The sequence below is a fragment of the Maribacter luteus genome (genome assembly GCF_009674825.1).
GTDB classification, from domain to species: domain Bacteria; phylum Bacteroidota; class Bacteroidia; order Flavobacteriales; family Flavobacteriaceae; genus Maribacter_A; species Maribacter_A luteus.
In genome coordinates this window covers 64,158-76,285 of sequence record NZ_WKJH01000002.1, presented here as the reverse complement: position 1 = coordinate 76,285, position 12,128 = coordinate 64,158, and the positions used below count along the sequence as shown (strand labels likewise).

General features: G+C 39.4%; 23 protein-coding genes. All 23 read left to right on the top strand.

Annotated elements, in window-relative coordinates; all coding sequences use genetic code 11:
- Nucleotides 1-101: 101 nt before the first annotated feature.
- The 23 genes from rpsL (at nt 102) to rpmD (ending at nt 12,116) form a co-directional block, all read left to right on the top strand.
- Nucleotides 102-476, top strand: a complete 375-nt coding sequence (gene rpsL / locus GJ691_RS03600) for a 30S ribosomal protein S12 (RefSeq protein ID WP_154363865.1) — start codon at nt 102-104, stop codon at nt 474-476.
- Nucleotides 477-500: 24 nt separating this feature from the next.
- Entirely contained in the window at nt 501-977 is a 477-nt protein-coding gene (rpsG, locus tag GJ691_RS03595) for a 30S ribosomal protein S7 (protein ID WP_154363862.1), read from the top strand.
- A 6-nt stretch (nt 978-983) separates the two neighbouring features.
- Nucleotides 984-3,116 (top strand): elongation factor G, encoded by a 2,133-nt coding sequence (gene fusA, locus GJ691_RS03590; protein WP_154363859.1) that lies wholly within the window; start codon nt 984-986, stop codon nt 3,114-3,116.
- A gap of 10 nt (nt 3,117-3,126) precedes the next feature.
- Nucleotides 3,127-3,432, top strand: coding sequence for a 30S ribosomal protein S10 (rpsJ, locus tag GJ691_RS03585; protein WP_007094989.1), 306 nt, complete (start codon nt 3,127-3,129; stop codon nt 3,430-3,432).
- Between the two features lie 231 nt (nt 3,433-3,663).
- Nucleotides 3,664-4,287 (top strand): 50S ribosomal protein L3, encoded by a 624-nt coding sequence (gene rplC / locus GJ691_RS03580; RefSeq protein WP_154363857.1) that lies wholly within the window; start codon nt 3,664-3,666, stop codon nt 4,285-4,287.
- Nucleotides 4,287-4,916, top strand: coding sequence for a 50S ribosomal protein L4 (rplD, locus tag GJ691_RS03575; protein WP_154363855.1), 630 nt, complete (start codon nt 4,287-4,289; stop codon nt 4,914-4,916). Before rplC ends, rplD begins: the two co-directional genes overlap by 1 nt.
- 6 nt (nt 4,917-4,922) lie before the next feature.
- Nucleotides 4,923-5,213 (top strand): 50S ribosomal protein L23, encoded by a 291-nt coding sequence (rplW, locus tag GJ691_RS03570; protein WP_154363853.1) that lies wholly within the window; start codon nt 4,923-4,925, stop codon nt 5,211-5,213.
- A 9-nt stretch (nt 5,214-5,222) separates the two neighbouring features.
- Nucleotides 5,223-6,047 carry a 50S ribosomal protein L2 gene (rplB, locus tag GJ691_RS03565; protein WP_154363850.1) on the top strand — a complete coding sequence of 275 codons (825 nt, stop codon included), beginning with the start codon at nt 5,223-5,225 and terminating at the stop codon, nt 6,045-6,047.
- A 12-nt stretch (nt 6,048-6,059) separates the two neighbouring features.
- Nucleotides 6,060-6,338, top strand: a complete 279-nt coding sequence (rpsS, locus tag GJ691_RS03560) for a 30S ribosomal protein S19 (RefSeq protein ID WP_154363848.1) — start codon at nt 6,060-6,062, stop codon at nt 6,336-6,338.
- A gap of 3 nt (nt 6,339-6,341) precedes the next feature.
- On the top strand, nt 6,342-6,749 hold the full coding sequence (rplV, locus tag GJ691_RS03555; RefSeq protein ID WP_154363847.1) for a 50S ribosomal protein L22: 408 nt from the start codon (nt 6,342-6,344) through the stop codon (nt 6,747-6,749).
- 1 nt (nt 6,750) lies between these two features.
- Complete coding sequence (rpsC, locus tag GJ691_RS03550) at nt 6,751-7,470, top strand: 30S ribosomal protein S3 (RefSeq protein WP_154363845.1); 720 nt, start codon at nt 6,751-6,753, stop codon at nt 7,468-7,470.
- Nucleotides 7,471-7,490: 20 nt separating this feature from the next.
- On the top strand, nt 7,491-7,916 hold the full coding sequence (gene rplP, locus GJ691_RS03545; protein ID WP_154363842.1) for a 50S ribosomal protein L16: 426 nt from the start codon (nt 7,491-7,493) through the stop codon (nt 7,914-7,916).
- 12 nt (nt 7,917-7,928) lie between these two features.
- A complete protein-coding gene (gene rpmC, locus GJ691_RS03540) occupies nt 7,929-8,120 on the top strand; it encodes a 50S ribosomal protein L29 (RefSeq protein WP_154363839.1) in 192 nt (63 codons plus the stop codon).
- Nucleotides 8,121-8,133: 13 nt separating this feature from the next.
- Nucleotides 8,134-8,391 (top strand): 30S ribosomal protein S17, encoded by a 258-nt coding sequence (gene rpsQ / locus GJ691_RS03535; protein ID WP_154363837.1) that lies wholly within the window; start codon nt 8,134-8,136, stop codon nt 8,389-8,391.
- A 1-nt stretch (nt 8,392) separates the two neighbouring features.
- Entirely contained in the window at nt 8,393-8,761 is a 369-nt protein-coding gene (rplN, locus tag GJ691_RS03530) for a 50S ribosomal protein L14 (RefSeq protein ID WP_089894076.1), read from the top strand.
- A 14-nt stretch (nt 8,762-8,775) separates the two neighbouring features.
- Entirely contained in the window at nt 8,776-9,090 is a 315-nt protein-coding gene (rplX, locus tag GJ691_RS03525; RefSeq protein WP_154363835.1) for a 50S ribosomal protein L24, read from the top strand.
- A 2-nt stretch (nt 9,091-9,092) separates the two neighbouring features.
- Nucleotides 9,093-9,644 (top strand): 50S ribosomal protein L5, encoded by a 552-nt coding sequence (gene rplE, locus GJ691_RS03520; RefSeq protein WP_154363833.1) that lies wholly within the window; start codon nt 9,093-9,095, stop codon nt 9,642-9,644.
- A 1-nt stretch (nt 9,645) separates the two neighbouring features.
- On the top strand, nt 9,646-9,915 hold the full coding sequence (gene rpsN, locus GJ691_RS03515; RefSeq protein WP_109649553.1) for a 30S ribosomal protein S14: 270 nt from the start codon (nt 9,646-9,648) through the stop codon (nt 9,913-9,915).
- A 67-nt stretch (nt 9,916-9,982) separates the two neighbouring features.
- A complete protein-coding gene (gene rpsH / locus GJ691_RS03510; RefSeq protein WP_154363831.1) occupies nt 9,983-10,381 on the top strand; it encodes a 30S ribosomal protein S8 in 399 nt (132 codons plus the stop codon).
- 22 nt (nt 10,382-10,403) lie between these two features.
- Nucleotides 10,404-10,946: a 50S ribosomal protein L6 gene (gene rplF / locus GJ691_RS03505; RefSeq protein WP_154363829.1), complete on the top strand. Its 543-nt coding sequence runs from the start codon at nt 10,404-10,406 to the stop codon at nt 10,944-10,946.
- Between the two features lie 11 nt (nt 10,947-10,957).
- The gene (rplR, locus tag GJ691_RS03500; protein ID WP_154363827.1) at nt 10,958-11,314 is read left to right on the top strand and encodes a 50S ribosomal protein L18; all 357 of its coding nucleotides are present in this window, start codon (nt 10,958-10,960) and stop codon (nt 11,312-11,314) included.
- A gap of 8 nt (nt 11,315-11,322) precedes the next feature.
- Nucleotides 11,323-11,847 (top strand): 30S ribosomal protein S5, encoded by a 525-nt coding sequence (gene rpsE, locus GJ691_RS03495; protein WP_154363825.1) that lies wholly within the window; start codon nt 11,323-11,325, stop codon nt 11,845-11,847.
- A gap of 89 nt (nt 11,848-11,936) precedes the next feature.
- Complete coding sequence (gene rpmD, locus GJ691_RS03490; protein ID WP_154363823.1) at nt 11,937-12,116, top strand: 50S ribosomal protein L30; 180 nt, start codon at nt 11,937-11,939, stop codon at nt 12,114-12,116.
- The last annotated feature ends 12 nt before the right edge of the window (nt 12,117-12,128 follow it).

The window sequence follows — 12,128 nt, the reverse complement described above, 5'->3', positions numbered from 1 at the left end:
AAACTTCAAAATTAATCCATATGTATTTGAATTATAATGAAATATTACTACATTTGCCAGCCCTTAAACGAAGGGTAAAATATTTATACATTATATATAGTATGCCAACAATTTCACAATTAGTACGAAAAGGAAGGGCCTCGATTACCAAGAAGAGTAAATCGGCTGCTTTGGATTCGTGTCCTCAAAGGAGAGGTGTATGTACTAGGGTATATACAACTACTCCCAAGAAGCCAAACTCTGCAATGCGTAAAGTTGCAAGGGTAAGGTTGACCAATGGAAAGGAAGTGAACGCTTACATTCCAGGTGAAGGACACAACTTGCAAGAGCACTCGATAGTATTGGTAAGAGGCGGAAGAGTAAAAGATTTGCCAGGTGTTAGATATCATATTGTCCGAGGTGCCTTGGATACTGCTGGTGTTGCTGGAAGAACCCAGCGTAGGTCTAAGTATGGGGCAAAAAGACCTAAGAAGTAATCTAAACTTTTTTAAAAGACAGTAATGAGAAAAAGACAGGCAAAGAAAAGACCGATATTACCAGATCCTAGGTTTAACGATCAATTGGTGACTCGTTTCGTCAATATGATGATGTGGGACGGTAAGAAGTCAGTGGCATTCAGTGTATTTTATGATGCGATAGATATTGTAGAATCTAAAAATACGGATGAGGAGAAAACGGCATTGGAGTTGTGGAAAGACGCGCTTTCCAATGTTATGCCTCATGTAGAGGTAAGAAGTAGGAGAGTTGGTGGGGCTACCTTCCAGATTCCTATGCAAATCAGACCGGACAGGAAAATTTCCACAGCAATGAAGTGGCTTATCAGTTTTGCGCGTAAGCGTAATGAGAAAGGTATGGCCCAAAAATTGGCTGCTGAGATTTTGGCGGCTTCAAAAGAAGAAGGCGCTGCTGTTAAGAAAAGGGTTGATACGCACAAGATGGCCGAAGCAAACAAAGCATTCTCTCACTTTAGATTTTAATCAGAAATGGCAAGAGATTTAAAATATACAAGGAATATAGGTATTGCAGCGCATATTGATGCTGGAAAAACTACGACTACCGAACGTATTTTGTTTTATACGGGGGTTAGTCATAAGATAGGAGAGGTGCACGATGGTGCTGCCACTATGGATTGGATGGAGCAGGAACAGGAACGTGGTATTACCATAACTTCTGCTGCGACAACATGTGAATGGAACTTCCCAATGAAGAATGGTAAGGTTACTGATGAGACAAAACCTTATCATTTTAATATTATTGATACTCCGGGACACGTTGATTTTACTGTGGAGGTGAATCGTTCGTTGCGTGTTCTTGATGGGTTGGTCTTCTTGTTCAGTGCTGTTGATGGTGTTGAGCCTCAGTCAGAGACGAACTGGAGGTTGGCTGACAACTATAAGGTTCCAAGGATTGGTTTCGTTAATAAGATGGACCGTCAAGGGTCTAACTTTTTAATGGTTAGCAAGCAGGTTAAAGAAATGTTAGGTTCCAATGCTGTGCCTATTGTTTTGCCTATTGGTGAAGAAGCTGATTTTAGGGGTATCGTTGATTTGGCCAAAAATAGGGCCATAGTTTGGCACGATGAGAATTTTGGTTCTACCTTTGATGTTGTGGATATTCCAGAGGAGATGAAGGAAGAGGTACATGAATACCGTGCTGCCTTGATTGAAGCCGTAGCTGAGTATGATGAAAACTTAATGGAAAAATTCTTCGAGGATGAAGATTCCATTACTGAAGATGAAGTGCATGCTGCATTAAGGGCTGCCGTTATGGATAGGGCAATTATTCCTATGATTTGCGGTTCTTCATTTAAAAATAAAGGGGTTCAGTTTTTATTGGATGCCGTTTGTAGGTATTTGCCTTCTCCTTTGGATAAGGATGATATCGTTGGTATTAATCCCGAAACGGAGAAGCCAGAAACCCGTAAGCCAGATGTAAAGGAGCCATTTGCTGCTTTGGCGTTCAAAATTGCGACCGATCCTTTTGTGGGTAGGTTGGCATTCTTTAGAACTTATTCTGGTAGATTGGATGCTGGTTCGTATATTTTGAACAATAGGTCTGGTAAAAAAGAACGAATTTCTCGTATTTACCAAATGCATTCCAATAAACAAAATGCGATCGATTATATCGAAGCAGGGGATATAGGTGCGGCTGTAGGTTTTAAAGATATTAAAACCGGGGATACCATGTCGGCTGAAAAACATCCTATCGTACTTGAAAGTATGGATTTTCCTGATCCTGTAATTGGTATAGCTGTTGAGCCTAAGACGAAGGTTGATGTTGATAAATTGGGTATGGCTTTGGCTAAATTGGCTGAAGAGGATCCAACTTTCCAAGTAAAGACCGACGAATCTTCAGGTCAAACAATTATATCCGGAATGGGAGAGCTTCATTTAGATATTATCGTTGATCGTTTAAGACGTGAATTCAAAGTAGAGGTAAATCAAGGTGAACCTCAGGTAGAATATAAAGAAGCACTTACCAAGACTGCATCACATAGGGAAACTTATAAAAAGCAATCCGGTGGTAGAGGTAAATTCGGTGATATTGTATTTGAAATGGGACCTGCTGATGAGGATTTCGAAGGAGATGGTCTTCAGTTTGTTGATGAAATCAAAGGTGGTCGTATTCCAAAAGAATTTATACCGTCCGTAGAGAAAGGTTTTATCGCGGCAATGAAAAATGGCCCTCTTGCAGGGTATGAAATGGATACCATGAAGGTTGTGCTTAAAGACGGTTCTTTCCACCCAGTGGATTCGGATGCATTGTCTTTTGAGTTGGCTGCAAAAATGGGTTATAAAGCGGCAGGTAAAGCTGCTGGTGCCGTAATCATGGAGCCTATTATGAAGCTTGAGGTATTGACTCCTGAAGAAAACATGGGTGATATCGTTGGGGATTTAAACCGAAGAAGGGGTACTATTTCAGATATGAGTGATAGGGCCGGTTCTAAAGTTGTAAAGGGTACTGTGCCTCTTTCAGAGATGTTCGGTTATGTTACTTCTTTGAGAACACTTTCATCCGGTAGAGCAACATCTACTATGGAGTTCTCGCACTATGCGGAAACACCCTCTAATATTGCAGATGAAGTAATTAAAGCAGCTAAAGGCGTAACCGCTTAATTTTAAGAAGATGAGTCAAAAAATCAGAATAAAACTAAAGTCATACGATCATAATCTAGTAGATAAGTCTGCAGAAAAAATCGTTAAAACGGTAAAGACTACGGGTGCTGTTGTTACAGGGCCAATACCTTTGCCAACACATAAAAAGATTTTTACCGTGTTGCGTTCGCCACACGTGAACAAAAAGTCAAGGGAACAATTCCAACTAAGCTCTTATAAGCGTTTGTTGGATATTTATAGTTCTTCATCCAAAACTATCGATGCCTTAATGAAGTTAGAGCTTCCTAGTGGTGTTGAAGTTGAGATCAAGGTATAAGGATTACAGATTCCTCTTTTTTTTAAGAGGAAGGGTGTTGGGCAAACATTTCAGGTAAATTGTTAGTTTCAAGACTTAAAATTTGCAAAACGGACTCTGAATGAAGTTCAGGGTAACATGTCCCAAGCTGCGTGCGAGGGAAAAACGGAATCAAAGATAAATTCAGGGCTGAATTATTTTTGGCCCTGTTTTTTTGAAAAGAATTAATAGTAATTAATAAATAGTAATAATATGTCTGGGTTAATAGGTAAAAAAGTAGGTATGACCAGCATCTTCGACGAGAACGGGAAGAATATTCCTTGTACTGTCATTGAAGCAGGGCCATGCGTAATTACCCAAGTCAGAACCGAAGAGGTCGACGGGTATAATGCCCTTCAGCTTGGTTTCGATGACAAGGCAGAAAAACGTGCAATCAAGGCCGAACTGGGCCATTTTAAGAAAGCAGGTACTTCTCCCAAGAAAAAAGTCGCTGAATTCCAAGGTTTTGAAGGTGAATACAAACTAGGGGACACCGTAGGTGTTGATGTGTTTGTAGAAGGTGAATTTGTTGATGTTATAGGAACATCAAAAGGAAAAGGTTTTCAAGGTGTTGTTAAAAGACACGGTTTTGGAGGTGTTGGACAGGCTACGCACGGTCAACATAACAGACTAAGGGCTCCTGGTTCCATCGGTGCCGCTTCTTATCCTGCAAGAGTATTCAAGGGTATGAAAATGGCCGGTAGAATGGGTGGTGAAAAAGTGACAGTTCAGAACCTGAAAGTTTTAAAAGTAGTTCCAGAGAAAAATCTTTTAGTAGTTAAAGGTTGTGTTCCTGGTCATAAGAATGCTTATGTAACCATTAAAAGGTGGCAGTAATGAAAGTAGCAGTTTTAGATATTAAAGGAAAAGAAACAGGTAGAAAGGTAGACCTTTCCGATACTGTTTTCGCCATAGAACCGAACAATCACGCAATTTACCTTGATGTTAAGCAGTATTTGGCGCATCAAAGACAAGGTACCCACAAGGCTAAAGAACGTGGTGAGATTGCCGGTAGTACAAGGAAGATTAAAAAACAAAAAGGTACTGGTACCGCTAGGGCCGGTAGTATCAAATCTCCCATATTCAGAGGTGGTGGTCGTATATTTGGCCCAAGACCTAAGGATTATACTCAAAAATTGAATAAAAATTTAAAACGTTTGGCCAGGAAATCCGCTTTGAGTCTTAAGACAAAAGAGAATTCTGTAATGGTTGTTGAGGATTTTGATTTTGATACCCCGAAAACAAAGGATTTTGTGCAAATTTTAAAGTCTTTAGGCTTGGAAAACAAAAAATCTTTAATTGTGTTGGGTGATTCAAATAATGGTGTATATTTGTCTTCGCGTAATTTGGAGCGCTCTGAAGTTGTAACTAACACAGAATTAAGTACTTACAAAATATTGAATGCAAATAATATCGTATTGTTGGAAGGTTCTTTGGAAGGAATTGAAACGAACTTAAATAAATAGGAAGCCATGAGTGTGTTGATAAAGCCAATTATAACGGAAAAAATGACTGCGGATAGCGAGTTGCATAATCGTTATGGTTTCGTTGTGGATCCTAAGGCGAACAAAATTCAAATCAAAGATGCTGTTGAAGCAACTTATGGTGTCTCTGTCAAAAAGGTAAGAACCATGAATTATGGTCCTACCAGAAAGACGAGATATACTAAGACCGGAATTCAGCATGGAAAGACAAACGCAGTTAAGAAAGCGATTGTTGATGTTGTAGAAGGTGATATAATTGATTTTTACAGTAATCTATAAAGACAAAAAATGTCAGTTAGAAAATTAAAACCAATCACTCCAGGACAGCGTTTTAGAGTAGTAAATGGATTTGACTCCATTACTACTGATAAGCCGGAGAAGAGCTTACTCGCTCCGTTAAAAAAGTCCGGAGGTAGAAACAGTCAAGGAAAAATGACCATGCGCCATAGAGGTGGGGGTCATAAAAGAAGGTATCGAGTTGTTGATTTCAAAAGGGATAAGCAGGATGTTGCTTCTACTGTGAAATCAATTCAATATGATCCAAACAGAACGGCATTTTTAGCTTTGTTGGAATATACGGATGGGGAGAAACGATATGTTATTGCCCAAAATGGTTTGCAAGTTGGTCAAACTGTATCTTCCGGTGATAATGTGGCTCCGGAAATCGGAAACGCATTGCCGTTAAAGAATATTCCTTTAGGTACTATTATCTCTTGTATAGAGTTGCGTCCAGGGCAAGGGGCTGTAATGGCCAGAAGTGCTGGTACTTTTGCTCAGTTAATGGCTAAGGAGGGTAAATTTGTTACCGTTAAAATGCCATCTGGGGAAACAAGGTTGATTTTGTCCGAGTGTATGGCGACTATAGGTGCTATCTCGAATTCCGATCATCAGTTATTGGTGTCTGGAAAAGCTGGTAGAAGTAGATGGTTGGGTAGAAGGCCAAGAACAAGGCCGGTAGCTATGAACCCTGTTGATCACCCAATGGGTGGTGGTGAAGGTAGGGCTTCAGGAGGTCACCCACGATCTAAAAACGGAATTCCTGCTAAAGGCTTTAGGACTCGTTCTAAGACTAAGAGTACGAATAGATATATATTAGAACGTAGAAAGAAATAAAAAGAAAAAGAAATGGCACGTTCATTAAAAAAAGGACCTTACGTTCATTATAGTTTGGAAAATAAAATCCAACAAAGTGTATCCTCGGGTAAGAAAAGCGTTATCAAGACTTGGTCTAGGGCTTCAATGATTACACCGGATTTCGTAGGGTTGACAATAGCAGTACATAACGGTAGACAATTTGTTCCAGTATATGTTACTGAAAACATGGTAGGTCACAAATTAGGCGAATTTTCTCCGACAAGATCTTTTAGGGGTCATGCAGGGGCAAAGAATAAAGGTAAAAAGTAAGCTATGGGAGTTCGAAAAAGACAAATGGCCGAAAGAATCAAGGCTGAAAAAAAACAAATGGCTTTCGCCAAATTGAACAACTGTCCTACATCACCTAGAAAGATGAGATTGGTAGCTGATTTAATTAGAGGGGTTGAAGTAGAGAAGGCATTGGCTATCTTGAAATTCAACTCAAAGGAAGCTTCTCGAAAATTAGAGAAATTGCTTTTATCGGCTTTGGCTAACTGGCAAGCTAAGAATGAGGATGCTAGTTTGGAAGATGCTGACCTTATCGTCAAAGAAGTAAGGGTCGATAGTGGTACTATGTTGAAAAGATTGCGACCAGCCCCACAAGGTAGAGCGCATAGAATAAGAAAACGTTCAAACCATGTGACATTGGTTTTGGGGTCTAATAATAATACAGCAAGCTAGAATGGGACAGAAAACAAATCCAATAGGAAATCGTCTTGGAATTATCAGAGGATGGGAATCTAACTGGTACGGTGGAAATGATTATGGTGATAAGCTGGCTGAAGACGACAAAATACGTAAGTACATACATGCACGTCTTTCAAAGGCAAGTGTGTCTAGGGTAATAATTGAAAGAACCTTAAAGTTGATTACTATTACGGTTACCACTGCTAGGCCTGGTATCATTATCGGGAAAGGTGGTCAGGAAGTTGATAAACTTAAAGAGGAATTAAAGAAGATAACCAATAAAGAGGTTCAGATCAATATCTACGAGATCAAAAGACCTGAAGTGGATGCGAATTTGGTTGCTGCAAGTATTGCAAGGCAGATCGAGAGTAGAATTTCATTCAGAAGGGCTATTAAAATGTCGATTGCTGCAGCTATGAGAATGAATGCTGAAGGAATTAAAGTGCAGATTTCAGGACGTTTGAACGGTGCTGAAATGGCAAGGTCTGAGTCTTATAAAGATGGTCGTATTCCATTATCCACTTTTAGAGCAGATATAGATTATGCTTTACATGAAGCCCATACTACCTATGGAAGATTAGGTATCAAAGTTTGGATCATGAAAGGTGAGGTTTATGGTAAGAGGGAACTTTCCCCGTTGGTCGGAATGCAAAAAGGCCAAAGTGGAAAAGGTGGAAAACAGGACGGTCAAAGAAAGCAACGTCGTAGAAAGTAATTTTTTAAAGAACTAAAGAAATGTTACAACCGAAAAGAACCAAGTTTCGTAAAATGCAGAAAGGCCGGATGAAGGGTAACTCCGGAAGGGGTCATCAGCTTTCGAATGGTATGTTTGGCATTAAATCCTTGGATTCATCGTTTTTGACTTCCCGTCAAATCGAAGCTGCGCGTATCGCTGCAACAAGGTATATGAAAAGGGAAGGTCAATTGTGGATAAAGATATTCCCAGATAAGCCTATTACCAAGAAGCCCTTGGAAGTACGTATGGGTAAAGGTAAAGGTGCTCCTGAATATTTCGTAGCTGTGGTTAAGCCAGGAAGGGTTATGTTCGAAGTTGGTGGAGTAAGCCAAGAAATTGCGAAGGAAGCCTTGCGTTTAGCGGCTCAGAAATTACCTGTAAAAACGAAATTTGTTGTTGCAAGGGATTATACGGATCAGAATTAATCGTAAGGAATCATGAAAAATTTAGAAGTACAAAAATTATCGGTCGAAGAACTTACGGAGAAGCTAGCTGAGTATAAGAAGCAGCATGCCGATTTAAAAATGGCACATTTTGTAACTCCTTTGGAGAATCCACTTCAGATCAGGAAAGTAAGAAGAACGGTTGCAAAATTAGCTACTGAATTAACTAAAAGGGAAAACCAATAATTGGTTCTGCTTTATGGAAAAAAGAAACTTAAGAAAAGAGAGAGTAGGGGTTGTTACTAGTGACAAAATGGAAAAATCCATTGTTGTGTCCGAAGTAAAAAGAGTTAAGCACCCTATGTACGGTAAGTTCGTGTTGAAAACAAAGAAATATGTTGCCCACGACGAGAAAAACGATTGCAATATTGGTGATACCGTAAAGATTATGGAGACCCGTCCCATGAGTAAGACCAAATGTTGGAGGTTAGTAGAAATCCTAGAAAGAGCTAAATAATATGTTACAGCAAGAATCAAGACTAAAGGTAGCAGACAATACTGGAGCAAAAGAGGTTTTGACCATTAGAGTTCTGGGTGGTACAAAAAGAAGATATGCTTCAATTGGTGACAAGATCGTTGTTGCCGTTAAAGAGGCTACGCCGAATGGTGGTATCAAAAAAGGGGCAGTTTCTACCGCGGTTGTGGTAAGAACGAAAAAAGAAGTTAGAAGACCGGATGGTTCATATATTCGTTTTGATGACAATGCTTGCGTATTATTGAACCCAACCGGTGAAATGAGGGGTACACGTGTATTTGGACCTGTTGCAAGGGAATTGCGTGATAAGCAATTCATGAAAATTGTATCATTGGCCCCAGAGGTACTTTAATATTTAAGACTACGATGAAAAAGTTAAAGATAAGAACAGGAGATACCGTAAGGATCATTGCCGGAGACCATAAAGGTACCGAAGGTAAAGTTACTAAGGTGTTTATCGAAAAAAATAAGGCTATCGTTGAAGGTGCCAACATGGTTTCCAAGCATGAGAAGCCAAGTGCGAACAACCCTCAAGGTGGTATTGTGAAGAAGGAAGCTCCTATCCATATTTCCAATCTATCGTTGATCGATTCAAAATCGAACGATACTACTAGGGTAGGATTGGAAGTTCGCGATGGTAAGAAGGTTAGGTTTTCTAAAAAATCCAATGAAGTAATTTAGTTATGGCTTACGTTGCAAGATTAAAAAAAGAGTATAGTGAGCGTATCGTAGATGCGCTTAAAGAGGAATTTGGTTACAAAAATGTAATGCAAGTGCCTAAATTAGAGAAAATCGTGGTAAGTAGAGGTGTAGGTGCTGCCGTGGCCGATAAAAAGTTGATTGATCACGCTGTTGATGAATTGACTATGATTACCGGTCAGAAAGCGGTCTCCACGATGTCTAAGAAGGATGTAGCTGCATTTAAATTACGAAAAGGAATGCCTATTGGGGCTAAAGTAACCTTACGTGGTGAGAAGATGTATGAATTCTTAGATCGATTGGTTACCTCGGCTTTGCCAAGGGTAAGGGATTTTCAAGGAATACGTGCAACGGGTTTTGACGGTCGTGGAAATTATAGTTTGGGAGTTACCGAACAAATTATCTTCCCGGAAATAAATATTGACAAGATCAACAGGATAAATGGTATGGATATTACCTTTGTCACTTCTGCGCCAACCGACAAAGAAGCAAAATCATTATTAACAGAATTAGGATTACCTTTTAAAAAGAATTAGTATGGCTAAAGAATCAATGAAGGCCCGTGAAAGAAAAAGGGCGAGAACAGTTGCTAAATACGCTGAAAAGCGTAAAGCTTTGAAAGAAGCTGGTGACTATGAAGCACTTCAAAAATTGCCAAAAAACGCTTCTCCTGTTCGTATGCACAATCGTTGTAAACTGACCGGAAGACCTAAAGGGTATATGCGGACATTTGGTATTTCAAGGGTAACTTTCAGGGAAATGGCCAATCAAGGTCTTATACCCGGAGTTAAAAAGGCCAGCTGGTAATAAGAAATTAATAAACTGGTTTCAGGTTTAGCAATAATGCTAAAAACCGTCACCGAATAATATAAAAATGGTAACAGATACTATAGCAGATTATTTAACACGAGTAAGAAATGCCAGTTCGGCAGGCCATAGAGTGGTTGAGATTCCTGCTTCTAACGTTAAGAAAGAGATAACTAAGATATTGTTCGATCAAGGATATATCTTGAGTTATAAATTTGAAGAAGATCAAGTACAGGGTTCTATTAAAATAGCTTTGAAATATGACAAGGCCACTAAAGAACCTGTGATTAAAAGAATACAGCGCATCAGTAAGCCAGGTTTGCGTAAATATGCGAATTCCAGCGATATGCCAAGGGTACTTAATGGTTTGGGAATTGCGATTGTTTCAACTTCTCATGGAGTAATGACCAGTAAGCAGGCCAAGAAAGAGAACGTAGGTGGCGAGGTTTTATGCTATGTGTATTAATACTATATAAAGAGTAAAAAAAATGTCAAGAATAGGTAATAATCCGATAGCAATTCCAGAAGGAGTAACTATAGATGTTAAAGAGAATGTTGTTACTGTAAAAGGTAAGTTGGGTGAATTGACCCAAGATTTTTCTGGTGTTGCTATAAAGATTGAAGACGGACAAGCTTGGGTTACAAGACCATCTGATTCAAAAGAGCATAAAGCTAAGCATGGTCTTTATAGATCGCTTGTTTTGAACATGGTAGAAGGTGTTTCTAAAGGTTGGACCAAAGAATTGGAATTGGTAGGGGTTGGTTATAGAGCAAGCCATCAAGGACAAAAGTTAGATTTAGCTTTAGGTTTTTCACATAATATCGTTATGGATATTGCTCCTGAAGTTAAAATTGAGACTACTTCTGAAAAAGGGAAGAACCCGATCATAAAACTTACCTCTTTTGACAAACAGTTGGTAGGGCAGGTAGCGGCCAAGATTCGTTCTTTCCGTAAACCAGAACCTTACAAAGGTAAAGGAATCAAGTTCGTAGGTGAACTATTAAGAAGAAAAGCAGGTAAATCAGCTTAATAATTAGTGTCATGGGATTATCAAAGACTCAGAGAAAATTTAGAATTAGAAGGAGAATCAGAAAGGTCTCTTTCGGAACCGCTGAAAGGCCGAGATTAGCTGTATTTAGAAGTAATACGGGTATCTACGTCCAAGTAATCGATGATAATAAAGGAACTACTTTATGTGCTGCTTCATCTAGAGATAAGGATTTGGCATCTGCTAAAGGTAGCAAATCTGAAATAGCCAAATTGGTCGGTAAGACAATTGCTGAAAAATGTGTAAACGCCGGAATAGATAAAGTTGCTTTCGATAGAGGTGGCAATCTATATCACGGTAGGGTTAAATCACTCGCTGACGGAGCAAGGGAAGCAGGACTAAAATTTTAATAAATAGTATGTACCAGAAATACAAAAACGTAGAAACTGTTAAGCCAGGAGGTTTAGAGCTAAAAGATAGGTTGGTTGGTGTACAAAGGGTAACCAAAGTAACCAAAGGTGGTAGGGCATTCGGCTTTTCTGCTATCGTAGTGGTAGGTGATGAAGCCGGCGTGGTTGGTCATGGTTTGGGTAAATCCAAAGAGGTTGCCACGGCTATTGCCAAAGCTATCGAGGACGCTAAAAAGAACCTTATAAGAATTCCTTTGGATAAACATACACTTCCCCATGAGCAAAAAGGGAAATTTGGTGGGGCAAGAGTTTATATTCAGCCTGCATCCCATGGTACAGGAGTAATTGCAGGTGGTGCCGTAAGAGCGGTATTGGAGGCAGTTGGTGTACATGATGTGTTATCTAAGTCCCAAGGTTCTTCCAATCCACACAACGTAGTTAAAGCTACTTTCGATGCTCTTTTACAATTAAGGGGAGCCAGTACGGTAGCCAAACAAAGAGGGGTATCATTGGAAAAAGTATTTAAAGGATAAATTCGGGTAATAGGTAAATAGTTGAAACCATAAGGTTTTTAATTGGGTCATTATGACCAAAGATCTAGATACCAAATACTAAAAAGAAAATGGCAAAGATTAAAGTAAAACAGTTAAAGAGTAGTATAAAGCGTCCTCAGAACCAAAAAAGGACTTTGGAAGCTTTGGGACTACATAAGATTGGCCAGATTGTAGAACATGATGCCACGCCAAATATACTTGGCATGATAGATAAAGTTAAACACTTAGTTTCCACAGAGGAAGCTTAATATACATACCTG